This window comes from Affinibrenneria salicis, assembly GCF_008710095.1.
Map to the genome: position 1 here is coordinate 949,332 of NZ_VYKJ01000001.1, position 24,497 is coordinate 973,828.

A 24,497-nucleotide genomic window follows, 5' to 3' on the forward strand; every position below is an offset into this window, starting at 1 on the left:
GTGGCGGGATGATGCCTTACGGAATGTCCGTATCGTCTCTGACCGCGTTTTTTCGTCGCGAGAAAACGCGTCGCAATATGAAAATAACAATAGTGACAAGGTCGTTATGAACTGGAAGAAATTTTATTGGCTGGCGTTCGCCGTCGGTCTGTTTACGTTAAGCGCCGGTAGCCTGGCCGCTGACGCCGGCGCGGTTCAAAGTCCGCTGCCGCATATAAAAGAAGGAAGGCTGGCCAACGGGCTGCAATATACCCTGGTGCCGCTGGCCGGGCAGCAAAACCGCATTGATATTCGTTTGAGCGTCGACGTCGGCTCGATTGATGAGCAGGATAACGAGTCCGGCGCGGCGCATATGGTCGAACATATGGTGTTCCATACCAGCGATGCGTTTGACCAGGGCGTGAGTCAGGCGCTGAATCAGCAGGGCTGGGTGCGCGCGCAGCACTACAACGCCATGACCAATTACGAACGCACGCAGTACATGATGAGTCCGCCGGCCGGGAAGCGCGAACTCGGACTGGCGCTACAGGCGCTGAGCCAGATGGCCGGCCACGCCCGCTTTCTGCCGCGCGATCTGGATAATGAGCGCCAGATTATTCTGGAGGAGTGGCGCGGCAAACTGGGAGTGGCTGAGCGTATGAACCAGCAGCGCGTCCAGGCTATCCGCCACGACTCGCGCTATCCGTTACGTCCGGTGATCGGTACCGAGCAGGCGATTAACGATACGCCGGCCAGCCTGCTGCGCGCGTTTTATCAGCGTTGGTATCGCCCGTCGAATATGCGGCTGTTGCTGATTGGCGATATACCGCTTGCCGAGGCCGAACGCGAGATCCGGCGCTACTTCGCCGATCTGCCGGCCGGGAACGTGCCCGTGCGCGACTACTATGAACCGCGTCTGGCGCCGCAGCTTGACGTGGTGCGTCTGCAGGATAGCCAGAGCGGCACCAGTCAGGTGTCCGTGGTCTATCGCTTTCAGGATGAAGGCGTGGGCGGGCGGGCGGGCATGCGTTACCGCCTGCTGAATCAGATCACGCTCAGCGCGCTAAGCCGACAGATGCGCCGGCAAAAGTCGGAACTGCCGCCCGAGGTCAGCAGTCTGGTGGTGCGTAAGTCGGATATCGGCAGAACGACCGTCGCGCTGGGTTTCTTTGCCGATGTGATGCCGGGTGGCCATCATGCGTCGCTCGCCGTGCTGCTGGGGGAAATAGAAAGGATCCGGCGCTATTCGTTAAGTGAACGCGATATCGTGGACGTGAAATCGGATATTCGCGAGGTGGCGCTGGGCATGGTCAGCCAGCCGGAACAGCGTGACTTCGCCGACTGGGTGCAGCAAATTACGGTTCCCTGGCTGCAGGGGCGCGCTTATGTGGGCAGTCAGACGCGCGGCCGCCAGGTGTTGGACGAGCTGGCCGGCATTACGCAGCAGGACGTTAATCAGCATCTGCAGCGCTGGCTGGCCGAAACGGACAGACTGGTGCAATTTAGCGTGCCGGGCTCGGCGCCTTTTACGCTGCCGACGTCTGAGGCCGTACAGCAGCAACAGACGCAGTGGACCACGGCGGCGCTGACGCCGCCGCGCCTGCCCGAAGCTAAACTGATCCCCGAGCTGCCGTCCGTCACGCAGCGCGGAGAACGCACGGCGTTGAAACATTTCCCGGCGCAACACGTCGAACAGTGGCAGCTCAGCAACGGCGACCGCGTGGTCTGGCTGCGTACGCCGCAGGCCGGTCAGACGGTCTATTTTACCGCAGAGAGTCCGGCCGGCTATATGGCCGCGGGGCTTAATCCATGGCAGGTGCAACTGGCCAGACAGCTGGTTGCGCAGAGCGGCCCGGCGGACTGGCGCGGCGAGGATCTGAGCGGCTGGAAGCAGGCGCGATCGCTGTCGCTGAATATCGATCAGACGGCGGAGCAATTGCAGTTTAGCGGGCAGGCGCCGGTGGCGCAGCTGACCAGTCTGTTCGGCCTCTATTCCGCGTTGCACAGCGCGCCGGGCATTGATCCCGAGGTGATGAAAGAGAGCATGACGCGGCTGATTCGCCAGCAGATCAATAGCCAGCAATCGGTGGCGGACCTGCGCGGCCGCGAGATTACAGCGCTGCGCTTCGGCCGGCCCGCTTATCCGCAAGCTCAGCTGACGCAGCTAAAACAGGTCGCCGCGCCGGAACTGCTGGCGCAGTGGCGTAAGGCCGCATCGGCGCCGGCGACCTATTATTTGCTGGCCGATATGCCCGCTGAACAGTTGTTGCCGCTGGTTGAGCGCTATCTGGCTTCGATTCCGCGCCGCACTATCGGCGACGCGACGCCTTACCTGGCGCAAACGGGCAGGCGAGAGGCGGTGTCCGCCATCAGCATCGAGCCGCGCGCGGATATTCGCGCCTGGAGTTTCACGCCCTGGCGCTGGACGCCGCACAGTGCGGTGCAGGTTAGCGTCGCCGCCAGTCTGGCCAATAAGTACCTGAAAAACAGCCTGCGGGATGATGAGCTCGGCATTTACCGCATGCAGGTGAACAGTCTGTTGGATACCAGCAAACAGCGCATTGAAACCGAGGTGACCTTCACCAGCGCGCCGCACAGGGCGCAGGCGCTGTGGCAGCGTGCGGAGCAGATTTTCACCTCGCTGCCGCAACAGATTACCGGCCAGGATATTGAGGGGCAGAAACAGCAATTTATCCGTGCGGAGCAGCGTCGACGGCAGGATATTCTCACCCAGCAGCACCGCCTGATGCTGAGCTATCAGCAGTATGGCGATCCGCGCTATCTGAGTGAACAGGCGCATCTGGCTGAGGCGATCACCCTGGAGGGCGTGCGCGCGATGGCGGCCCGTCTGTTTAATCCGGATAACCGGGTGCTGTACATCACGCTGCCGCAGGAGGCGCAACTATGAGAAAGCTGATCGCACAGATGCTGGACCTCTGCCGGGAGTTTTGGGGCAGGGCGCAGTCCTGGCAGGCGTGGTTATTCCTGCTGCTGATCCTTGCCATGGGCATGTCGATTGTCTATCTCAACGTTCTGATCAATAACTGGAGCAAGACGTTTTACGACGCGCTGGGCGAGTTCAACGGCGGGCTGCTGTATTCGCTGGTCAAAGAGTATTGCGTTTATATTCTGATTTATATCGGCGTGTTCGTGTATCAGGAGTGGTTCACCAAACTGCTGATTATTCGCTGGCGCGCCTTCCTGACCGAGCGGTTTATCAACGGCTGGCTGGCGCAGCGGGCGTTTTACCGTCTGTCGCTCAGCGGCCGGATGGATAACCCCGACCAGCGTATCGCGCAGGATATCGATCTGTTCGTCACGCAAACCGTGCGCTTATCGGTGTCATTTATCATTACCTTCGCCCAGCTGTTCTCTTTCCTGTTTATTTTATGGCAGCTCTCCGGCGTCCAGCATTTTTCCCTATGGGGTCATGAGATAACCCTGCATGGTTATCTGGTCTGGGTGGCGCTGATCTATAACCTGGCGGGCAGCCTGATCACCCATGCGATCGGGAAAAAACTGCACGGCATTAATTACCATAAACAGCGCGTCGAGGCGGATTTCCGCGCCGCGCTGCTGCGTAAGCACGACAACGCCGAGCAGATTGCGCTCTATGGCGGCGAGCAGCAGGAAAAAAATCAGCTGCGCCATGCGTTTTCCGCCATTGCGGCCAACTGGCGGCGGGTAATGAACGGCGAACGCGATCTGGGCTTGTTTACCGTCGGCTATACCCGGGTCAGCCTGATTGTGCCGGTGTTCGCCGCGCTGCCGGCGTTTCTCAGTAAAACCGTTACGCTGGGCGGGCTGATGCAGATTCGCAGCGCCTTCGGTCAGGTGCACGGCGCGCTCAGCTGGTTTATCCATTTTTATTATTCGCTGGTCGAATTGTCCGCCAGCCTGGAGCGTTTGAGCCAGTTTCAGCAGGAAATCGCGCGCCATCAGTCCGGCGATGAGCCGGTTGCCCAGGGCGAATGCCTGAGCGTGGAAGCGTTATCGTTCTCCACGCCGCAGGGCCAGCCGCTGTTGCGCAACGTAGCGTTCAGTTGCGCGCCGGGCAGCTGGAGCCGGCTGTCCGGCCGCAGCGGGCTGGGTAAATCGACGCTGCTGCGCACGCTGAGCGGACTGTGGCCCTATTACCAGGGGCGCTGGCAGGCGCTGAGCGGCAAGAGCCTGCTGTTGCCGCAGCAAAGCTATCTGGGGCAGGGAACGCTGGCCGAACTGTTATGTTACCCCGAAGCGCCGATCGCGGATCGCGAACGGCTGCGTCAGGCGCTGGACAGCACCGGTTTGGCGGCGTGGCGCGATAAGCTCGATGAGCGGCTTAACTGGGAACGGGTGTTTTCCGGCGGCGAGCGCCAGCGGCTGGCGTTTGCCCGCGCGCTGATCGTCCGGCCCGATACGCTGTATCTGGATGAGGCGACCAGCAATCTCGATCCGGCCGGGGCCAGAGCGATGCTGACGCTGATCAAAACGGCGCTGCCCGACTGTACGGTGATCGCCATCACCCATCAGGATGAGCTGGATGAATTTTTCCCGCAGCATTACGATTTGAACGCATTTTCTCAGCCGTAAGCGGGCGTAACGATGCGCCGCCCGGGGCAAGCCGCGCCGGGCGGTGGTATGCTGGCGGATTGAATTCGATTTTAATGGCACTTTCCGCGCGTTGTGCAATCCAACCGTCTGAAGCCGATATGCGCTCAGACGCGGCGTGTCGTAAGCTATCTGAGGAGTCAATGTGATGAGATTTCGCCCATTATTACTGGGATTACCGCTGGTGCTGAGCGGGTGTGGCACGATGTCTAATTTTTCCTGGTCCAGCCTGTCGCCGTTTAACTGGTTTGGCGGCGCGATAACCGTGCAGGATTCGGGCGTGGGCGACATCAATGCGGGAACGCCGCTGTCGGAGCCGGTGCTGAATAAAGCCCTGAACGAAGATTACCGGCTGCGCAGCGGCATGGGTACGCAAAACGGCCAACTGGTGGCGTTCTATGAAGCGCTGGATGGCGATAGCGTCCGGCTGGTGATCAGCGGCCAACCCAAAGGGGCGGTGACCCGGGTGGACGTGAGCGATGCGGCGATCGCGAGCCAGTGGGGCGTGAAGGTCGGCGACGCGTTCTCCTCGCTGTACGGCAAGGCCTTTGGCTCATGCTGGCTGGGACAGGGGGAGGACGCCCGTCGGGTGGAATGTGCCGCGCCGGGCAGCGCGCACGTCAGCTATATCTATGGCGGCGAGTGGCGCGGGCCGGAAGGGCTGATGCCGTCGGACGACGTGCTGCGCGACTGGAAAGTGGTTAAAATCGTCTGGCGCGCTCAGGCGCGCAACTAAGTCACCGTTTGCGCCGGGATGCGGCGCCTGCCGGCGCCGCGTTCACGCAACGCACCACAAAATGTCGTGATTGCCACAGCGGCAGGCAGCAAGCGCCGGCCTCTGCTTCCTTTCTTATCAATCCTGCAAATCTTTTGTATCCCGACCGTCCCGCGTTTTTTATATCGCCGGCGCGAAAAGGTGCCTTTTCACGCCCTGCGTCGGCGCGCCGCTGCGCTCTTTTTGAGCGTTTGCTTGCCGGCGCGGGGAAAAAAATCCTTTTTTGTCGTTAAGCAAGATAAACGTCACACAGCTTCCGGTATGATAGTTGCATTGGCAGTTAATCAATTAAGCGCTAACTATAAAAACAGATATACCCGTCAGGGCGAAGGTTCGCTGGTCAGGTCATGCGGCGCGTATCCGGGCCATCCCGCGCCTGCGACTATCGGGTATCACTATCATGAGGAATCACCATGACACGAATTCAAAGCGGCATTTTGCTGGAACATCGCCGTTTTGCCATTTATATGGAAGCAATGGTGCAGGGCGAATTTGATGCTATCCGCCAGGGATGCCGCAAATTCTGCCAGGCGCTGGAAGACCTGCAGCAGCGCCATCCCGATGCCGGGCTGGGCGGCGTAATCGCCTTCGGCCATGACGTGTGGCGCGACCTGGATTGCGACAACGGCGCCGAAGAGCTGAAGCCGTTTAGCGCGCTCGGCAAAGGTCTGGCGCCCGCCACGCAGCGCGATCTGTTGATTCACATTCAGTCTCTGCGTCATGACGTGAATTTCAGCCTCGCCCAGGCGGCGCTGGCGGCATTCGGCAGCGCCATTCATGTGGAAGAAGAGACGCACGGTTTTCGCTGGGTGGAAGAGCGCGATCTGAGCGGCTTCGTCGACGGCACCGAAAACCCGCAGGGCGACGAGGCGCGGCGCGACGTGGCGATTATCGGCGCGGATCAGCGGGATGCCGGCGGCAGCTATGTGTTCGTGCAGCGCTGGGAGCACAACCTGAAGCAGTGGCAGCGCTTTAGCGTGGAGCAGCAGGAAAAAATCATCGGCCGCACGAAGCAGGACAGCGAGGAGCTGCCGTCCGATATCCGCCCGGAAACCTCGCACGTCAGCCGGGTCGATCTGAAAGAAGAGGGCAAAGGGCTGAAGATCCTGCGGCAGAGCCTGCCATACGGCAGCGCCAGCGGCAAGCACGGCCTCTACTTTATCGCTTACTGCCACCGCCTGCACAATATTGAGCAGCAGTTGCTAAGCATGTTCGGCGAACGTGACGGCAAGCGCGACGATATGCTGCGCTTTACCCGCGCGGTTAGCGGCAGCTACTTTTTCGCTCCCTCGCTCGATCGTCTGTTGACGCTGTAACCTCCGGCGCCAGGCGGCGGTCTGGCGCATTCCTTATTTCTGCGGCTAAACTTATCGCCGGGTCACGCCCGATCGGCAACGGTGTTGCGTGGGGAGATATGCTTTTTTGTTCTTAATTAACCTTAAATATTCTATAAGAAGGTTATATCTTCAGCCGTGCTTGTTCATACACTGGTTCACCATAAACGCAGTTTTCCCCCATCTTTCCGGTACATCGGCGTCTCTCGCGCTTTTGGTCAGCTCAGCGTCCGGCAATTCGTTCGCCGGGCGATAGTCCGCGATAATCGTCGGGGGAATCATACATTTCTAAGTGAGGCAATCGCATGAAGCAAATATGGATAAGAAAGCGGCTGGTCAAAGGTTTGCTGGCGTTAACGCTGCTGGCGGGCGGAAACGCGCAGGCGACGGAGTTGCTGAACAGCTCGTATGATGTTTCGCGTGAATTATTTGCGGCGCTTAATCCCGGCTTTCAGCAGCAGTGGCTGGCGCAGCATCCCAACGACCCGCTGACGATTAAACAGTCGCACGCCGGTTCCTCCCGTCAGGCGCTGGCTATTCTGCAGGGGCTGAAGGCGGACGTGGTGACGTACAATCAGGTGACGGATATCCAAATCCTGCACGATCGCGGCCGGCTGCTGCCGGCCGACTGGCAGAGCCGTCTGCCGGACAACAGCTCGCCGTTCTATTCCACCATGGCGTTTCTGGTGCGCAAGGGCAATCCGAAAGGGATTCATGAGTGGCAGGATCTGGTGCGCGACGACGTGAAGCTGATTTTTCCTAACCCGAAAACTTCCGGCAACGCGCGCTATACCTGGCTGGCGGCGTGGAACGCGGCCAGCGAGGCGAACGGCGGCGATATCGCTAAGATTCGCGGCTGGATGCAACGCTTCGTCGGCAATGTGGCGGTATTCGACACCGGCGGCCGCGGCGCGACCACCACGTTTGTCGAGCGCGGGCTGGGCGATGTGCTGATCAGTTTCGAGTCCGAGGTGAACAATATCCGCAATCAGTACGGCGCGGATAATTACGAGGTGATCGTGCCGCAAAGCAATATTCTGGCCGAGTTCCCGGTGGCGTGGATCGATAAGAACGTCGCGGCCAACGGCACCGAACAGGCGGCGAAAGACTATCTCAACTATCTGTACAGCCCGCCCGCGCAGCGCATCATCGCCGATTTCTATTATCGGGTGAACAATCCGCAACTGATGGAACAGCTGAAGGCGCGTTTCCCGGTCACCCGGCTGACGCGGGTGGAAGATCGCTTCGGCAGCTGGGCGCAGGTGATGCAAACGCATTTCGCCAGCGGCGGCGAACTGGATAAGCTGCTGGCGGCGGGACATCAGTAATGCCCGCAGGCGGCAGCAAGCGGGTATTGCCCGGTTTTACCCTGAGTCTGGGCAGCAGCCTGTTTTTTATCAGTCTGATCCTGCTGTTGCCGCTTAGCGCGCTGATGGTGCAGCTGGCGCAAATGAGCTGGGCGCAGTACTGGGCGGTGATCACCAGTCCACAGGTGGTGGCGAGCTATAAGGTAACGCTGCTGGCCGCCGGCGTCGCCACGCTGTTCAACGCCGGATTCGGTCTGCTGATGGCGTGGATTCTGACGCGCTATCAGTTTCCCGGCCGCACGCTGCTTGATGGCCTGATGGATTTACCCTTCGCGTTGCCCACCGCCGTGGCCGGCCTGACGCTGACGGCGCTGTTTTCCACCGGCGGCTGGTATGGCGAATGGCTGGCGCAGATTGGCGTCCGCGTCTCTTATACCTGGCTGGGTATCGCGGTGGCGATGGCGTTTACCAGCATTCCCTTCGTGGTGCGCACGGTGCAGCCGGTGCTGGAGGATCTGAGTCCGGACTATGAAGAAGCGGCCCGCACGCTGGGCGCCAGCGACTGGCAGTGTTTTCGGCGGGTGATTTTGCCGGAAATCCTGCCGGCGCTGCTGACCGGCACCGCGCTGTCGTTCACCCGCAGCCTGGGCGAATTCGGCGCGGTGATCTTTATCGCCGGCAATATCGCCTGGCAGACCGAAGTCACCTCGCTGATGATTTTTATCCGACTGCAGGAATTCGATTACCCGGCGGCCAGCGCCATCGCGTCGGTGATTCTGTCGGCCTCGCTGTTGCTGCTGTTTAGTATTAATATGGTGCAGAGTCGCTATGGTCGACGTACCGGGGGCGCGCAATGAACGAGCGCACGCCGCGGCATGCGGCCTCCCGTCGCGCCGGCAACGTAAGCAAATGGCTGCTGATTGGTCTGGGCAGCCTGCTGTCGTTGATCATGCTGGTCATCCCGCTGGTCTCTATTTTTGCCGCCGCGCTGGCGCAAGGACTGGGCGGCGTATGGCGCAACCTGGCCGATCCCGATATGTTGCACGCCATCGGCATGACGCTGCTGGTGGTGGCGATTACCGTGCCGGTTAATCTGCTGTTTGGTACGTTGCTGGCCTGGCTGGTCACCCGTTTTCGCTTCGCGGGTCGCCAGCTGCTGCTGACGCTGGTGGATATTCCCTTCGCCGTATCGCCGGTAGTGGCCGGGCTGCTATATCTGCTGTTCTACAGCAGCAATGGCCCGCTGGGCGGCTGGCTGGATGCGCGCGGCATTCAGCTGATGTTCGCCTGGCCCGGCATTGCGCTGGTGACGATTTTCGTCACCTGTCCGTTCGTGGTGCGCGAACTGGTGCCGGTTATGCTCAGCCAGGGGAGCCAGGAAGAAGAGGCGGCGCTGCTGCTGGGCGCGTCCGGCTGGCAGATGTTCTGGCGGGTGACGCTGCCGAATATCCGCTGGGCGCTGCTGTACGGCGTGGTGCTGACCAATGCGCGCGCCATCGGCGAGTTCGGCGCGGTGTCGGTGGTATCGGGGGCGATTCGCGGCGAAACCTACACCCTGCCGCTGCAGGTGGAGTTACTGCATCAGGACTATAACACCGTCGGCGCCTTTACCGCCGCCTCGCTGCTGACGTTGATGGCCATCGTCACGCTGCTGCTGAAAAGCGCTTTGCGCTGGAGGCTGGAGCGTCAGCAGCGCCAGGCCGGCCGGCAAACGCGGCGCGGTGGTCAATAATCTGCGTCTGGCTGTCCCCGTTCGGCGCGGCGGCGCTACTTTAAGGAGAACGGAGTGACAACGCTGGAACACTATATCGGCAATACGCCGCTGGTGAAGCTGCAGCGCCTGACTCAGGGCTGCGACAGTGAGATATGGCTGAAACTCGAAGGGAATAATCCGGCCGGTTCGGTAAAAGATCGCGCGGCGTTCGCCATGATCCAGCAGGCGGAGCGACGCGGCGAAATCTCGCCCGGCGATGTGCTGATCGAAGCAACCAGCGGCAACACCGGCATTGCGCTGGCGATGATTGCGGCGCTGAAAGGCTACCGGCTAAAACTATTGATGCCGGATAACATGAGTCGGGAGCGTCAGGCGGCGATGCGCGCCTATGGCGCGGAGCTGATTCTGGTGCGTCGGGAGCAGGGAATGGAAGGCGCGCGCGATCTGGCGCGGCAGATGGCGCGTTCGGGGCAGGGCAAGGTTCTCGACCAGTTTAACAATCCCGATAACCCCTACGCGCATTTCACCACCACCGGGCCGGAGATTTGGCGCCAGACGGCGGGACGGTTGACCCACTTCGTTTCCTGCATGGGCACTACCGGCACGATCACCGGCGTCGGCCGCTATCTTAAAACGCAGAGCGACCGGGTGCAGATCGTCGGCCTGCAGCCGCAGGAGGGCAGCAGCATTCCGGGGATTCGTCGCTGGTCGCCAGCCTATGTGCCCGGCATCTTTCAGCCGGAGCTGGTCGACCGCACTCTGGATATTTCTCAGCAGGAAGCGGAGCAGACGATGCGTCAGCTGGCGCAGCGCGAAGGGATCTTTTGCGGCGTCAGCTCCGGCGGCGCGGTGGCCGGCGCGCTGCGCGTGGCGCGCCGCAATCCGGGCAGCGTGATCGTGGCGATTATTTGCGATCGCGGCGATCGTTATCTATCGACCGGCGTGTTTGAGCGCGACTAATCGGCCCCGATCTGTAGCGCGACGGCTGGCCGGGCCCGTTGCGGCCGACGTCTTATTCCCGCTCCAGCGCGTGAATCGGCTCCATCGCCGCCGCTCGCCGGGCCGGGAAGAAGCCAAAGATAATGCCGGTCAGACTGGCGCACAGAAAGGCGGCGACGATCGACGCGGTGGAGTAAATCATCGGAAAATTGCGGCTGATCGAAGCGGCGGCCGCGCCAATTCCCAGCGACAGCGCCACGCCCGCCGTTCCGCCCAGCAGACAGACCAGCACCGCTTCGATTAAGAACTGCTGCATGATATCGCTGGTCCTTGCGCCGACCGCCATACGCACGCCGATTTCCCGCGTTCGTTCGGCGACCGACACCAACATGATATTCATCACGCCGATACCGCCCACCAGCAGCGAAATAAACGCGATCGCCGAGACCAGCAGCGTCATGGTCGAGGCGGTCTTCTCTATTGTCTGACGAATGCTGTCGGTGTTCATCACAAAGAAGTCTTTGGCGCCGTGTCGTCGGGTCAGCACGCGGGTAATGCCCTGTTCGGCCACGCTCAGGCTGATATTATCGTTAACCCGCACGGTGATGCTTCTCAGGTACGACTGGCCGATCATGCGTTTCATCGCCGTGGTGTAGGGCAGCCAGACATTCAGATTCTCATCGCTGCCGAAGCCGCTCTGGTTCTTCTGCACCACGCCGATAACCCGCACGGGCAGCGTGCCGGCGAGGATCACCTTGCCTATCGGGTTCTCTTCCGGCCGAAATAACTTATTGCGGGTGTTTTGATCGATTACCGCTTCCTGACTCAGGGCGATCACGCTGGCGTGCGGGAAGGCGATCCCTTCGGCCAGACGGTAGCCGCGCACCATGAAAAACTGTTCGCCGACGCCGCTGACGCTGGCCGATACCGAGATATTGCCGTAGCGCAGCGTAACACTGCCGGAGACCGACGGCGTGACGCTGTGGACATAAGGCTGCCGCGCCAGCACGTCCGCATCGCTGGCGCGCAGCGTCTGGATGGCGGCGGAGCGCATATCGCCAAAATCTTTGCCGGGGAAAATCTCCAGCGTGCTGGTGCCCATCGCGCTGATATCGGCCAGCACCCGCTGCTGCGCGCCGTTGCCCAGCGCCACCACCGACACCACCGAGGCGATGCCGATGATAATGCCCAGCATGGTCAGGAAGGTGCGCATGCGCTGGGCGTTCATCGCCAGCAGCGCCATCTTAAAGGCGTCGAGAAAACGATCGCGCGCCTGACCAAAGGTGGAAACGCCGTCGGACGCCGGCGCCGCGCGCGCCAGCGTCGGGCGGACGCTCGGTCCGGTTTGCCGATCGGCGATGATCTCGCCGTCGTGGATCTCGATAATACGCTGGGCGTGGCTGGCGATTTGCATATCGTGAGTGACGAGTACGATGGTGTGTCCCTGACTGTGCAAATCCTTCAGGATCGCCATCACGTCGTTGCCGTTGCGGCTATCCAACGCGCCGGTCGGTTCATCGGCCAGAATGACTTCTCCGCCGTTCATCAGCGCCCGCGCAATACTGACCCGCTGTTGCTGACCGCCGGACAGCTGGCTGGGGCGCCAGCTCAGACGATCGGCCAGGCCCAGCCGCGTCAACAGTTCCGTCGCGCGCCGTTGACGCGCCGCGCGTTCTCTGCCGACGTAGATGGCCGGAACTTCCACATTGCCGCGTGCGTTAAGATCATTGAGCAGATGATAACGCTGAAAAATAAAGCCAAAGTGCTCACGCCGCAGTTCGGCCAGTTGGTCGCTTTGCAGCGCCTGGGTAGCGCGACCTGCGACCCGATATTCGCCGGAAGAAGGCTTATCCAGACAACCGAGAATATTCATCAGCGTGGATTTTCCCGAACCGGAGGCGCCGACGATCGCCACCATCTCACCGGCATTGATCGTCAGGTTAATGTTCTTCAGCACATGAACCTGCTGCTCCCCGTTGAGAAACACGCGGTTGATGGCGCAAAGCTGGAGTAGCGCGTTGTTCATGCTCACAACCTCATCGGCGGGCCGGGACGGCGCGGCGCGCTGGCGTCGGATTGAGGGGACAGCCGGCTGACGATTACATTCTCGCCTGCTTTCAGGCCGCTGACGATCTGGGTATAAACATTATCGTTCAGCCCGACGGTGACGTTTCTCTGCTCTATTCGCCCCTGATCGTCGACCACCTGCAGCGTGGCGTGAGGGCCGAATGCGTCGAGCGCGGTAGCCGGCACCACCACGGCGTCCTTCACCGAGTTGAGCAGAATATAGACCTGAGCGGTCATGGAGATACGCAGCGTACCCTGCGGATTATCCACGTCGAACAGGCCGTTATAGTAAATTGCGCTGGATGAAGTGGAGCTGCTGCTGGTGCTGCTGCTGGAAGACGAGCTGCTGCTGTCGCTGCTGATCGAGTCCGGCGCGGGTTCAATGGCGCGCAGCGTGGCGTGGTAGCGCTGCGCCGGATCGCCGAGGATGGTGAACCAGACCGGCATGCCGGTTTTCACCTTAATCACATCGGCTTCGGAAATCTGCGCTTCGACGGTGACGGTATCCAGATTGGCGACTTTGGCGATGGTGGGCGTACTTTGCGCGGCGTTGACCGTCTGCCCCTCTTCCACCGGAATGGCGACCACGGTGCCGTCCATCGGCGAAACGATACGGGTATAGCCGAGGTTGACCTGCGCGGTGTTGACCGCGATTTGCGCCTGCACTATCTGGGCGTCCAGCGCGCTGATTTCGGCCTGCGTCACGTCCAGCTCGGCCTGAGCGCTATCAAAATCGATCCGCGCGCCGAGCCCGCGCGCCGCCAGCCTCTGCTGGCGCTGCCAGTTCAACTGGTTATTGCGCAACGTCGCCAGCCTGGCGTTGCGCTGGGCCTGAATATTTTTCAGCGCGGCTTCGCTGTCTTTGAAGGCGTTCTGCTGCGTCAGGTCATCGATTTCGGCGATGAGCTGGCCCTTTGTCACCTTATCGCCCAGCGCGACATGCAGGGTTTTGATCTGGCCGGTAGCCTGCGCGCCGACGCTGACCAGCTTCTGCGCTTCGATGGTGCCGTCGGCCAGCACGGTTTGTTCCAGATCGCGCACTTCGGCGCGCGCTGTGATGTAGTCCGGTTGCGCGGTGGAAGGCGCAAAGATAACGTACAGTAAGATAGCCAGCAGAATCAGACACAGAACAACCAGGGATCTGCGAGGCGATAACAGACGTGATGGCATAAGATGGCAACATCCTTATATAAAGCCGCAGGGCAAGGGGGGCATTCGACGGTATAATTTACTCTGCCGATTATGCCTGAAGGGTAAGTTTTTACGCTCAAAAAGGTAATGATTCCGTAAATCAGGCTGCACATAATGATAGCAGGCATGAGAATGCCGCAGACAATTGCTTATGAGGACAGGCTATGAAAATTTTGCTGGTCGATGATGATGTTGAGCTGGGAAATATGCTCAGTGAATACCTGCGGGCGGAGGGGTTTAACGCTTCCAGGGTACTGACTGGCAAAGAGGGGATCGAAGGCGCGATGTCGGGCGAGTATACCGCCATGATCCTCGATATCATGCTGCCCGATATGAGCGGGATCGACGTGTTGCGTCGGGTCAGAAAAAGCCGGCGCCTGCCGGTCATTATGCTGACGGCGAAGGGCGATAACATCGACCGGGTCATCGGGCTTGAGATGGGCGCGGATGACTATATGCCGAAGCCCTGTTATCCGCGCGAGCTGGTGGCCCGGCTGCGGGCGGTGCTGCGCCGCTATGACGAACAGCCGAAGCGCGAGGATCACAGCGGCGTGGCCGTGCATGGCGAACTGGTGCTGAACCCGGCGACGCGCACCAGCGAATGGCGCGGGCAGCCTTTTGAACTGACCGCCTCGGAGTTCAATCTGCTGGAACTGCTGCTGCGTTCGCCGGAACGCGTGGTCTCCAAAGATGAGCTGTCCGAAAAAGGGCTGGGAAGACGGCGCGAGGCCTACGATCGCAGCGTGGATGTGCACATCAGCAATATTCGTCAGAAACTGGCCCAGCTTGAGGGCAACGCCATGTCGATTGAGACGGTGCGTAGCGTAGGCTACCGGATCCATTGATTATGCGCGGCAGGTTGTTCTGGAAAATTTTGCTCGGCTTTTGGGTGACGTTTATCGTCATCGCTCAACTGCTGTGGCTGGCGTTTTCGCTGTACGGCGAACGGCCTGAATCGCCGGAGCATAACGCGCTGCGGCACATCGTCAATTTGCAAATGGGCATGGCGGAACAGGCTCTGCGGCAGGGCGGGCTGCCCGCCTACCATGCGATGGTTGAACGCTGGCCGGCCAGCGAGCGCGAGTATATTACGGTCAACCTGAGCGGTGAATTGCCGCTTAACAACGACGACATGTCGTGGGAGAAGCTATTCGATCAACTGCCGGAGGACGATACCTATCGTCAGTTGGACGCGCTGTTGCCGGACTGGGCGTCCGACGAGCAGGACCTGATATCGGAGCTTGAGGTTAACGGGCCGCACGGTGAAAACTTTACCGTGCGTTATGACATCGAGACGCTGCGTGATGAACTGCACCCCAATATGCGGGGGAAAATTCTCAACATTCCTGAACCGATGCTGTGGCTGGGCGGTCTGGGCGGTCTGCTGTTCAGCGCTCTGCTGGCCTGGAACCTGACCCGCCCGCTGAACCAACTGCGCGCCGGTTTCGAACGGGTGGCGCAGGGCGATCTATCGGTGCGATTGCTGCCGAAAATGCGCCGGCGCCACGATGAGTTGAGCGAGGTGGCGCAGGATTTCGACTCGATGGCCGCAAGACTGGAGGTGCTGGTCAGTACCCGCGAGCAGCTGCTGCATGACGTCTCGCACGAGCTGCGTTCGCCGCTGGCGCGTCTGCAGCTGGCTATCGGGCTGGCGCACCAGAACCCGGAAAATGTGGCGGCTTCGCTGCTGCGCATTGAGCGCGAGTCATCCCGTATGGATAAGATGATTGGCGAGCTGCTGGCGCTGTCGCGAACGGAAAATTCGCTGGAGGAGGAGGAATATTTCGACCTGCTGGGGCTGGTGACGGCGGTGGTGAACGATGCGCGCTACGAAGCGCAACTGCCGGGCATCGAGATAAAACTGCTGACCAGCGAAGATCCCGACGAAGACTATACGGTGAAGGGCCGCGCTGAGCTGATTCGCCGCGCGGTGGACAATATCGTGCGCAACGCGCTGCGCTTCTCCTCGCGCGATCAGGTCGTGAGCGTGCGGCTGAGCGGCGACGAGCAGCTGTGGACGATCAGCGTCTGCGACAGCGGACCGGGCGTGGAAAACAGCAAGCTATCGAGTATCTTCGATCCCTTTGTGCGTATCGAATCCCCTCTCTCCGGTAAAGGCTACGGTCTGGGCCTGGCCATCGCCCGCAAGGTTATGCAGGCGCACGGCGGCTATATCGAGGCCAGCAATCGGGAACATGGCGGGCTGGAAGTCCGGCTCTGCCTGCCGCGCTGGCAGTTAACGGAAGGCAACAAATAACGTCCTGCAGGTTGCGAGCGGTCGGCCTGCGGCTCAGCGCTTTTCGTCGCTTCGGGCGTTATTTTACGGCGCTCGTTGATCGCGTTGCCCCGGGCGGGCGAAATCTTCTTACGCCACTACACGCCATGCGGCGTTTCGGGCTGACGGCGGCGTTTATAATGCAAGTGCACTGCACGGGCAGGCAGAACGTGAAGCAAAAAGCCGCCTGCTATGAAGGCGGCTTTGACACGGTTCACTGACCCGGGGCGAAAAAAGTTTATCCACCATGCCTCAGCCTTGTTCCTGAGCGCATGATCGGTAAAGAGACGTCACTGTATTTCTGAGCCATCCCGGCGTAAGGCGAAACATTTCCTCACGGGCTTTCTTCGGGCGCCCTACAGGAACATTCCCCATCTCACCGCGGTGAGATGGTTTAAGCCCGGCCATAAAAATGGCGCCCAGAGGCGCCATTTTTCACGGTTAAAAGCAGCGATTATTTTTTAATACGAATAACCGGCGTTTCACCGACCACAACCTGACCAGTCAGTTTCGTCAGCTCTTTGATCTCATCCATATTGGAGATGACCACTGGCGTCAGCGTCGATTTGGCCTTTTCCTCCAGCAGCGACAGGTTAAATTCGATGATCACATCGCCTTTCTTAACGCGCTGGCCTTCTTCGGCAATACGTTTGAAGCCTTCGCCTTTCAGTTCGACGGTATCAATACCGAAGTGAACGAACAGTTCAATGCCGCTGTCCGATTCAATCGAAAATGCGTGATTGGTTTCAAAAATCTTGCCGATGGTGCCGTCAACCGGAGCAACCATTTTGTTGCCGTTCGGTTTAATAGCAATGCCGTCGCCGACAATCTTCTCGGCAAAAACGACATCAGGCACATCTTCAATATTGACGATTTCACCTGACAGCGGTGCAATAATCTCTATGCTGCCCGTGTCTTTTTTGTCGTCAGAAACCAGAGATTTCAGTTTATCGAACAAACCCATGATTTTCTCCTAAGAATTAATATTGGGCTAGCAGAGTGAATCAGCAGAGCGTTTTTTCTTTGATGAATTTACTCACCAGATTACTCAACTCTTGCGCTGTCGGCTGGGCTAGCGCCTGCACCGCCAGTGCCTTCGCATCTTCGTAATTCGCATTACGAATGATCTTCTTGATGCGCGGAATAGAGATCGCACTCATACTAAACTCGTCCAGACCCATCCCCAATAACAGTAGTGTAGCACGTTCGTCGCCTGCGAGTTCACCACACATGCCAGTCCATTTCCCTTCGGCATGAGAGGCGTCGATTACCTGTTTAATCAGGGTCAGCACCGCAGGTGACATCGGGTTGTAGAGATGAGAAATCAGCTCATTACCGCGATCTACTGCCAGAGTATACTGGGTTAAGTCGTTTGTCCCAATACTAAAGAAGTCAACTTCTTTGGCCAGATGATGGGCGATGGTGGCCGCGGCCGGCGTTTCTACCATCACACCCACTTCAATGGTCTCATCGAAAGATTTGCCTTCTTCGCGCAGCTGCGTTTTCAGCAGCTCCAGCTCGCCTTTCAGCTCGCGCACTTCTTCAACGGAGATAATCATCGGGAACATGATGCGCAGCTTGCCGAAAGAGGAAGCGCGTAAAATGGCCCGCAGCTGGGTATGCAGAATTTCTTTGCGATCCAGACAAATACGAATGGCGCGCCAGCCGAGGAACGGGTTTTCTTCTTTCGGCAGGTTCATATAAGGCAGGTCTTTATCGCCGCCGATATCCATCGTACGCACGATGACGGACTGCGTGCCCATCGCTTCGGCGACGGCCTTATAGGCCTGGAACTGCTCTTCTTCGGTTGGCAGCGCGTCACGGTCCATAAACAGGAATTCGGTGCGATACAGGCCGACGCCTTCCGCCCCGTTGCGTTCCGCTCCGGCGACATCGCGTACTGTACCGATGTTGGAGCAAACTTCGACCTGATGGCCGTCCAGCGTAATCGCCGGCAGATCTTTCAGTTTGGCCAGTTCATTTTTTTCGTTGATGTACTGCGCCTGCTGCGCTTTCAACTCGTCAATTTCTTCCGCGGTCGGGTTGACGTAAATCTTGTTGTTGACGGCATCCAGAATCAGATAGTCGCCGTTTTTGACCTTGCGGGTTACGTCGGTGGTGCCGACAATAGCCGGGAGCTCCAGCGAACGGGCCATAATCGACGTATGAGACGTGCGGCCGCCCAGATCGGTGATAAAGCCCAGGACTTTGTCCAGATTGAGCTGAGCCGTTTCTGACGGCGTTAAATCGGTGGCGACGAGGATCACTTCGTCTTTGATGTCGCCCAGATCGACAATGTTCATGTCGAGGATGTTTTTCAGCAGGCGTTTGCCGATGTCGCGCATATCGGCCGCGCGCTCTTTCAGATACTCATCGTCCAGCTCTTCAAGCGCTTTAGCCTGATTTTCAACAACGGTGAAGGCGGCAAAATCGGCGGAAACATGCTCTTCTTTTATCAGGGCTATGATTTCCTGCTCAAATTCTTCGTCTTCCAGCAACATAATGTGGCCTTCGAAGATTGCTTCCTTCTCGGCTCCCAGCGTTTCGCCAGCCTTTGTCTTGATCGCTTCCAGCTGCGCAGATGCTTTAGCTCGACCGTCAAGAAAACGCTTAACTTCCTGATCGACTTGATCCGCGGAGATTTTTTTCCGGTTGATGACAATCTCATCTTCTTTCAATAACAGCGCGTTACCGAAAGCAATGCCCGGTGATACTAATATGCCTGAAATCATAACCCTACCTTTACCAGTTACTGATGTTGACTAAAAAGACCGGGCTTTATTACTCAAGCTCTGCCATCAGTTTAACCAGATGCTCAACCGCTTTCTGCTCATCTTCGCCTTCCGCCGCGATGCTCACCACGGTGCCCTGAGTCAGACCAAGGGTCTGCAGCTTAAACAGGCTTTTGGCGCTGGCGCTTTTACCATTGGATGTAACGGTAATGTCAGAGGTAAAACCTTTAGCTTCTTTTACGAACTGGGCTGCCGGACGGGTATGCAGGCCATTAGGCGCGGTAATAGTCACTTCTTGCTGGAACATTATATTTTCCCCAACTTATTGGATTAGATTAATGTTGTGGCGCTAAAGTTTAGCTGAGGCACTGAACTTTAGCCTGTTTGGTTAGCACCTGATATGTTACAGGGGCAGGCCGGGATGCGGCAAGGAAACGTCAACCTGTTTCGAAACGTCTTCCATGAATATACCTTTCTTCCTTCAGGTGTGGGGACGCCGGCTTCCCTTGCCCCGGCCGCCTGAACCTGCAAGCGCCTGGAATTCGTTCGGTTGCCGCCTTCCTGCATGCTGAAGTTTGTCCGGTATAGAATATCACCAATTTTCAACAGGGGCTTTCTTCTGTCGGTCCTGACTATCGTAATACAAAGACAGCGCTTGTCATCTGTCGTTCAGTAAAATCGATTCAGCCAGAATCACGAACCGGTAGATATTAATTTCACGCATCAAAATAATTGGTTGGTTAAATACTAAAACTCGAGCATAAAATCAATGTTCAGGTGGGCTAAAGTTTGATGTAGCCCACAAAAAAGCACCCCTGGAGGTGCTTTTTTGTAACAAAATGTCGAATTTGCGAAATCCGCGCACCCGTGAAATTACTGTTGTAATTCCTGCTCGGTGAACAGATCGGCAAACAATGCGGTACTCAGATAGCGTTCGCCGGACGAGGGCAGGATCACCACGATGTTCTTGCCTTCGAACTCTTTTTCCTTCAGCAGGTGCAGCGCGGCGGCGACGGCGGCGCCGGAGGAAATACCGGCCAGAATGCCTTCTTCTTCCATCAGTCGGCGCGCGGTGCTGATGGCTTCTTCGTTAGTGATTTTTTCCACGCGATCGATCAGGCTCAGGTCGAGGTTGCCTGGAATAAAGCCTGCGCCGATGCCCTGAATTTTATGCGGACCGGGCTTGATCTCTTCGCCGGCCAGCGCCTGGCTGATCACCGGCGAGTCTGTCGGTTCGACGGCCACCGAGATGATCGCTTTTCCCTTAGTCGTTTTGATATAGCGGCTGACGCCGGTTAACGTGCCCCCGGTGCCTACGCCGGCGATGAAAACGTCCACTTGCCCGTCGGTATCTTCCCAGATTTCCGGACCGGTGGTTTTTTCATGGATTTCCGGGTTGGCCGGGTTGCTGAACTGCTGCAGCAGCAGATAACGAGACGGATCGCTGGCGACAATCTCTTCCGCTTTGGCGATGGCCCCTTTCATCCCTTTGGCGCCTTCGGTCAGCACCAGTTTGGCGCCCAGCGCCTTAAGCAGCTTGCGGCGTTCGATACTCATGGTTTCAGGCATGGTCAGCGTCAGCTTATAGCCACGCGCGGCGGCGACGTAAGCCAGTGCAATGCCGGTATTGCCGCTGGTCGGCTCAACGAGTTCCACGCCCGGTTTCAGCACGCCGCGTTTTTCCGCGTCCCAGATCAGATTGGAACCGATACGGCATTTGACGCTGAAGCTCGGGTTGCGGGATTCTACTTTAGCCAGGATGCGTCCGTTACCGATACGGTTCAGTCGAACCAGCGGCGTATGGCCGATTGTATAGGAGTTGTCTTCATATATCTTGCTCATAGCCTGTCCTTATAACTGTTAACTGTATGAAATTTTTGCGAACATGAAGAGAATACTCGTTCAGTTTCGTCAGGGAAGGAAAGAATTGGTATATCGTTATGTTCTTAAGAAATATATTTTAATTACAACGTGTATTTATCATCCCTCGGTCGTCCGGGATGTCGGTTTCTCCCGCACGCCCCGGTTTATCCCCTGCGAGACGCGTCAATCTCGGGTTTTGTACCGCCGGGCTGACGCAGTGCGCCGCCCGGCTTGTTCGTGAATTGCGGCGGCAGGACGGAGCCGCGTCAGTGTTGCTGGCGGTAGCGATCGACCCACAGCGCGGTGGCGCCGCATACGGCTACCGGCATCACAATCAGATTAAGTATCGGGATCAGCATCACCACGCTGATCAGCGAGCCAAACTGCAGATTACTGATTTTATGCTGGCGCAGCGATTTGCGCATCAATGGAAAACTGATTTTGTGGTTATCGAACGGATAGTCGCAATACTGGATAACCTGCATCCAGGCGCTGAACAGGAACCACAGCACCGGCACCACCGTCTGGCCGATTACCGGAATGAAATAGAGGATCAGCAGAATGATGATGCGCGGCAGATACCAGCCGAGTTTCTGCATCTCGCGTTTCAGGGTGCGAGGCACGTCTTTTAGTGCGTCCAGCAGGCCGCCGTCGGGCAGTGGTTGCCCGGTCAGGCGCGCCTCCAGCTGTTCGGCCAGCAGGCCGTTGAACGGCGAGGCGATAATATTGGCCACGGTACTGAACAGATAGCTGAAGACCAGTAAAATAGAGATAACCGCCAGCGGCCACAGCAGGTAGCTCAGCCACTGCAGCCAGTCGGGAACATGGCTCAGCAGGCCGGGGATCCAGTCATTGAGTCGGGTAAACAGCCACCAGAACGCGCCGCCCATAAGCACGATGTTAACCAACAGTGGAAGAATGACAAAACGCCGGAGTCCCGGCTGGGAGATCAGTTTCAGTCCGACAAAAAAATAGTGAAATCCGCTGCGTGGTTTATCAAGGTGTTGCGAAGCAGTCATGTCCAGGAAGTCTCATGGATGAAGAGGAGTAACAATCATATCGGTATGATTTTCTGCTGGCTAGTCTGGCTTTGGATGAAAAAACAGCAAAAAAGTGCGTTGTATCTATCTTTCTTGTCATAAAGTACCGTGCAGACTTGCACTTGTGTACGAGGGCAAATAGAGTTAGTGAAGTAAATGTTTGCCGTGGTGGCAATGTATTGGAACAACCGGGATTGCAATGATGCAGGACTTGCGTCTGATATTAATCGTTGTTGGCGCGATCGCTATAATAGCGCTGTTACTGCACGGCTTGTGGACCAGTCGTAAAGAGCGTTCGTCCCTTTTTCGCGACCGGCCGGTCAAGCGTCTGAAAACCAAACGCGAAGAAACGCCGCTCGAAGAGCTGGATGAAGGCGTGGGAGAAGTGCGGGTCAGACGCGCTCGCCCGGAACCGGAAGATGACGGGCCGGAACTGGGACAGTACGCCTCAACCCCGGAAGCGCGCGACGGGCAGCCGCCTGCGCGGCAATCCGCTCCGGCGCCGTTCTCCGCTCCGGCGCCGTTCTCCGCTCAGTCTGCGACATCATCGCGTTCCGGCTACGACCCGCTGCTGGGCGAAGAAGAAGACGAAGACGAATCCTCCGCGTCTGACGCGCGCCCGCGTCGCGAACCAACCGTTCCGTCTTTCTCCGCGACGTCGGACTCCGTTGATGAATCGCATGACGAGGGCGAAAACGCGGCGCGCGACGGCTCTGCGCCGTCGGTTGCCGAGCCTGCCGCGCAGGCCGAACCGAAAGAAGCGGTTCTGGTGCTGCACGTCAGCGCGCATCACGGCAGCGTAATCGGCGGCGAACTGCTGCTGCAGAGCGTGCTGCAGGCGGGGTTCCAGTTCGGTGAAATGAATATTTTCCATCGGCATGTCAACCCGGCCGGCGCGGGACCGGTGTTGTTCAGTCTGGCGAATATGGTTAAACCGGGTTCCTTTAACCCGGATGAAATGTCCGAGTTTTCCACGCCGGGCGTGTCCATTTTTATGATGGTGCCTTCCTACGGCGACGCCAGTCAGAACTTCAAGCTGATGCTGCAGTCCGCGCAGCGTATTGCCGATGACGTCGGCGGCATGGTGCTGGACGATGAGCGTCGCATGCTGACGCCGCAAAAAGTTGAAGAGTATAAAGCCCGTATCCGCGATGTGCTGAAAGCAAACAGCTGACCGTCATACGATGCGGCCATGAAAAGCCTCCGCTTGCGGGGGCTTTTTGTCATCATCTCCTTGCCCGCTGACAGGGATTGTTAATTAAAGCGTGGTGCCGTTTGTGCCTGAAACAAAACGTTTAAAACAGGAGCTGGGATTATTGCAGGGAATCGGCCTGTTATCGACTTCGCTGTTGGGAACCGGCGTGTTTGCCGTGCCGGCGCTGGCGGCGCAGTTGGCCGGCGCCGATAGTCTGTTCGCCTGGCCGCTGTTGATCCTGCTGGTGTTTCCCGTGGCTATCGCTTTCGCTTCTCTTGGCCGCCATTTCCCCAGCGCTGGCGGCGCCGCTCACTTCGTTCATCTGGCCTTTGGGCCGCATATGGCGCGGGTTACCGGCTGGCTGTTTCTGTCGGTGATTCCTGTCGGGCTGCCGGCGGCGTTACAGATCGCCGCCGGATTCTGGCAGGCGGCGTTTGGCTGGAGCGCGCGCGAGCTGCTGCTGGTCCAGATCGCGACGCTGGTCGCCATCTGGCTGCTCGGTCTGCGCAGCGCCGGTTCCAGCGCCAATATCCAGAGCATCATCGCCCTGCTGGTGGTGGCGTTGGTGGCGGCGATTTGGTGGCGGGGCGAGATCGGGCTGGCGGATATCGCCTGGCCGACGGCCGGCAGCTTTTCCTGGCCCGCAATGTCCGGCGCGTTGGCGGTAATGTTCTGGTGTTTTGTCGGGCTGGAGGCCTTCGCCCATCTGGCGACCGAGTTCCGTCATCCCGAACGTGATTTTCCGCGCGCGTTGTTGGCCGGTATGCTGCTGGCCGGGGTGATTTACTGGGGATGTACCGTCGCGGTATTGACCTTTCACGCGTATGGCGCGCACATGGCGGCCACCGCGTCGCTGCCGGGGATCGTGGTGCGGCTGTTCGGCGCGCAGGCGTTGTGGCTGGCCTGTATCGTCGGCTATCTGGCCTGTTTTGCCAGCGTGAATATTTATACTCAAAGCTTTGCCCGTCTGCTGTGGTCGCAGGCCCGTCAGGGCAGCGCGCTGGCGACGCTGTCGGCCGGGCGGACGCCGGCCAATGCGTTGACGCTGGTGGTGGCCTGCTGTCTGCTGTTTAGCCTGTTGGTTTACTGGCTGTCTTTGCCGCTGGATCTGCTGATCGTCTACGCCAACGGCATTTTTGTGCTGATCTATCTGCTGTGCATGCTGGCGGGCTGTCGTCTGTTGCGCGGGCGATCGCGGCTGATGGCGCTGATCGGCAGTGTGTTGTGCATCGCGCTGCTGGCGATGATTGGCTGGAAGTCGCTATATGCGCTGGGTATGCTGGCGGCGCTGTGGCTGTGTTTACCGAGACGAGCGCGCGTGGCGCTTTCTCATTAATCAATCGCCGGATGCCTCCGGGCGGAAGGGCGCGCCAATATGTCGTCCGGCGGGCGGGGAGAGCCGGGACCGGTGGTGTGTCGCACGGCGGCCGGAACGGCGCCGAAAACCGCCGGCACGTCGGCAATGGGCTGAATGAAAGGCATAACCCTCCCGCTCG

General features: G+C 58.8%; 19 protein-coding genes. 12 read left to right on the forward strand and 7 right to left on the reverse strand.

Translation table 11 applies throughout. The annotated features are described in order from the left end of the window. Window positions 1–106: 106 nt before the first annotated feature. The 8 genes from FJU30_RS04225 to cysM all read left to right on the forward strand — a co-directional run bounded on the left by FJU30_RS04225 (window position 107) and on the right by cysM (window position 10,659). Entirely contained in the window at window positions 107–2,887 is a 2,781-nt protein-coding gene (locus FJU30_RS04225) for a M16 family metallopeptidase (RefSeq protein WP_150433500.1), read from the forward strand. Continuing rightward, window positions 2,884–4,551: an ABC transporter ATP-binding protein/permease gene (locus tag FJU30_RS04230; RefSeq protein WP_150433499.1), complete on the forward strand. Its 1,668-nt coding sequence runs from the start codon at window positions 2,884–2,886 to the stop codon at window positions 4,549–4,551. The genes FJU30_RS04225 and FJU30_RS04230 overlap by 4 nt, the downstream gene beginning before the upstream one ends. 166 nt (window positions 4,552–4,717) lie before the next feature. After that, the gene (locus FJU30_RS04235) at window positions 4,718–5,305 is read left to right on the forward strand and encodes an RpoE-regulated lipoprotein (RefSeq protein ID WP_150433498.1); all 588 of its coding nucleotides are present in this window, start codon (window positions 4,718–4,720) and stop codon (window positions 5,303–5,305) included. A gap of 452 nt (window positions 5,306–5,757) precedes the next feature. Further along, the gene (locus FJU30_RS04240; RefSeq protein WP_150433497.1) at window positions 5,758–6,660 is read left to right on the forward strand and encodes a Dyp-type peroxidase; all 903 of its coding nucleotides are present in this window, start codon (window positions 5,758–5,760) and stop codon (window positions 6,658–6,660) included. 323 nt (window positions 6,661–6,983) lie between these two features. Beyond that, entirely contained in the window at window positions 6,984–8,006 is a 1,023-nt protein-coding gene (gene cysP, locus FJU30_RS04245; RefSeq protein WP_150433496.1) for a thiosulfate ABC transporter substrate-binding protein CysP, read from the forward strand. Next, window positions 8,006–8,842 carry a sulfate/thiosulfate ABC transporter permease CysT gene (gene cysT, locus FJU30_RS04250; RefSeq protein ID WP_150433495.1) on the forward strand — a complete coding sequence of 279 codons (837 nt, stop codon included), beginning with the start codon at window positions 8,006–8,008 and terminating at the stop codon, window positions 8,840–8,842. The genes cysP and cysT overlap by 1 nt, the downstream gene beginning before the upstream one ends. Beyond that, window positions 8,839–9,717 (forward strand): sulfate/thiosulfate ABC transporter permease CysW, encoded by an 879-nt coding sequence (gene cysW, locus FJU30_RS04255; RefSeq protein ID WP_150433494.1) that lies wholly within the window; start codon window positions 8,839–8,841, stop codon window positions 9,715–9,717. Before cysT ends, cysW begins: the two co-directional genes overlap by 4 nt. Before the next feature lie 54 nt (window positions 9,718–9,771). Beyond that, window positions 9,772–10,659, forward strand: a complete 888-nt coding sequence (gene cysM, locus FJU30_RS04260) for a cysteine synthase CysM (RefSeq protein ID WP_150433493.1) — start codon at window positions 9,772–9,774, stop codon at window positions 10,657–10,659. A 52-nt stretch (window positions 10,660–10,711) separates the two neighbouring features. Here the strand turns inward: cysM and FJU30_RS04265 are convergent, their stop codons facing one another. After that, window positions 10,712–12,664 (reverse strand): MacB family efflux pump subunit, encoded by a 1,953-nt coding sequence (locus tag FJU30_RS04265; protein WP_150433492.1) that lies wholly within the window; start codon window positions 12,662–12,664, stop codon window positions 10,712–10,714. A gap of 2 nt (window positions 12,665–12,666) precedes the next feature. Continuing rightward, window positions 12,667–13,875 (reverse strand): efflux RND transporter periplasmic adaptor subunit, encoded by a 1,209-nt coding sequence (locus tag FJU30_RS04270; protein ID WP_150433491.1) that lies wholly within the window; start codon window positions 13,873–13,875, stop codon window positions 12,667–12,669. Window positions 13,876–14,060: 185 nt separating this feature from the next. On the opposite strand from FJU30_RS04270, the gene FJU30_RS04275 reads away from it, so the two are divergent. Together FJU30_RS04275 and FJU30_RS04280 are read left to right on the forward strand one after the other, a co-directional pair. Next, window positions 14,061–14,741, forward strand: coding sequence for a response regulator transcription factor (locus FJU30_RS04275; RefSeq protein ID WP_150433490.1), 681 nt, complete (start codon window positions 14,061–14,063; stop codon window positions 14,739–14,741). Between the two features lie 2 nt (window positions 14,742–14,743). Next, a complete protein-coding gene (locus FJU30_RS04280; protein ID WP_191091510.1) occupies window positions 14,744–16,153 on the forward strand; it encodes an ATP-binding protein in 1,410 nt (469 codons plus the stop codon). A 472-nt stretch (window positions 16,154–16,625) separates the two neighbouring features. Here FJU30_RS04280 and crr read toward each other — a convergent pair whose 3' ends face one another. The 5 genes from crr to cysZ form a co-directional block, all read right to left on the reverse strand. Continuing rightward, entirely contained in the window at window positions 16,626–17,135 is a 510-nt protein-coding gene (gene crr, locus FJU30_RS04285) for a PTS glucose transporter subunit IIA (protein WP_150433488.1), read from the reverse strand. 40 nt (window positions 17,136–17,175) lie between these two features. Continuing rightward, window positions 17,176–18,903 carry a phosphoenolpyruvate-protein phosphotransferase PtsI gene (gene ptsI, locus FJU30_RS04290; protein ID WP_150433487.1) on the reverse strand — a complete coding sequence of 576 codons (1,728 nt, stop codon included), beginning with the start codon at window positions 18,901–18,903 and terminating at the stop codon, window positions 17,176–17,178. 49 nt (window positions 18,904–18,952) lie between these two features. After that, window positions 18,953–19,210: a phosphocarrier protein Hpr gene (gene ptsH, locus FJU30_RS04295; protein WP_150433486.1), complete on the reverse strand. Its 258-nt coding sequence runs from the start codon at window positions 19,208–19,210 to the stop codon at window positions 18,953–18,955. 566 nt (window positions 19,211–19,776) lie between these two features. Further along, a complete protein-coding gene (gene cysK / locus FJU30_RS04300; protein WP_150433485.1) occupies window positions 19,777–20,745 on the reverse strand; it encodes a cysteine synthase A in 969 nt (322 codons plus the stop codon). A 287-nt stretch (window positions 20,746–21,032) separates the two neighbouring features. Next, window positions 21,033–21,785, reverse strand: a complete 753-nt coding sequence (gene cysZ / locus FJU30_RS04305; protein WP_150433484.1) for a sulfate transporter CysZ — start codon at window positions 21,783–21,785, stop codon at window positions 21,033–21,035. 220 nt (window positions 21,786–22,005) lie between these two features. Here cysZ and zipA point away from each other — a divergent pair, with 220 nt between their 5' ends. Next, window positions 22,006–22,980, forward strand: coding sequence for a cell division protein ZipA (gene zipA / locus FJU30_RS04310; RefSeq protein WP_150433483.1), 975 nt, complete (start codon window positions 22,006–22,008; stop codon window positions 22,978–22,980). 103 nt (window positions 22,981–23,083) lie between these two features. Then, the gene (gene yjeH, locus FJU30_RS04315) at window positions 23,084–24,337 is read left to right on the forward strand and encodes an L-methionine/branched-chain amino acid transporter (RefSeq protein ID WP_150433482.1); all 1,254 of its coding nucleotides are present in this window, start codon (window positions 23,084–23,086) and stop codon (window positions 24,335–24,337) included. Window positions 24,338–24,497 lie beyond the last annotated feature (160 nt).

Coding starts and splice junctions, on each gene's coding strand:
- FJU30_RS04270 (WP_150433491.1), bottom strand. CDS start 13,875: ATGCCATCACGTCTGTTATCGCCTCGCAGATCCCTGGTTGTTCTGTGT.
- FJU30_RS04280 (WP_191091510.1), top strand. CDS start 14,744: ATGCGCGGCAGGTTGTTCTGGAAAATTTTGCTCGGCTTTTGGGTGACG.
- ptsH (WP_150433486.1), bottom strand. CDS start 19,210: ATGTTCCAGCAAGAAGTGACTATTACCGCGCCTAATGGCCTGCATACC.
- FJU30_RS04230 (WP_150433499.1), top strand. CDS start 2,884: ATGAGAAAGCTGATCGCACAGATGCTGGACCTCTGCCGGGAGTTTTGG.
- cysZ (WP_150433484.1), bottom strand. CDS start 21,785: ATGACTGCTTCGCAACACCTTGATAAACCACGCAGCGGATTTCACTAT.
- FJU30_RS04235 (WP_150433498.1), top strand. CDS start 4,718: ATGAGATTTCGCCCATTATTACTGGGATTACCGCTGGTGCTGAGCGGG.
- FJU30_RS04265 (WP_150433492.1), bottom strand. CDS start 12,664: ATGAACAACGCGCTACTCCAGCTTTGCGCCATCAACCGCGTGTTTCTC.
- cysK (WP_150433485.1), bottom strand. CDS start 20,745: ATGAGCAAGATATATGAAGACAACTCCTATACAATCGGCCATACGCCG.
- FJU30_RS04240 (WP_150433497.1), top strand. CDS start 5,758: ATGACACGAATTCAAAGCGGCATTTTGCTGGAACATCGCCGTTTTGCC.
- cysP (WP_150433496.1), top strand. CDS start 6,984: ATGAAGCAAATATGGATAAGAAAGCGGCTGGTCAAAGGTTTGCTGGCG.
- ptsI (WP_150433487.1), bottom strand. CDS start 18,903: ATGATTTCAGGCATATTAGTATCACCGGGCATTGCTTTCGGTAACGCG.
- crr (WP_150433488.1), bottom strand. CDS start 17,135: ATGGGTTTGTTCGATAAACTGAAATCTCTGGTTTCTGACGACAAAAAA.
- cysT (WP_150433495.1), top strand. CDS start 8,006: ATGCCCGCAGGCGGCAGCAAGCGGGTATTGCCCGGTTTTACCCTGAGT.
- zipA (WP_150433483.1), top strand. CDS start 22,006: ATGATGCAGGACTTGCGTCTGATATTAATCGTTGTTGGCGCGATCGCT.
- FJU30_RS04275 (WP_150433490.1), top strand. CDS start 14,061: ATGAAAATTTTGCTGGTCGATGATGATGTTGAGCTGGGAAATATGCTC.
- cysW (WP_150433494.1), top strand. CDS start 8,839: ATGAACGAGCGCACGCCGCGGCATGCGGCCTCCCGTCGCGCCGGCAAC.
- FJU30_RS04225 (WP_150433500.1), top strand. CDS start 107: ATGAACTGGAAGAAATTTTATTGGCTGGCGTTCGCCGTCGGTCTGTTT.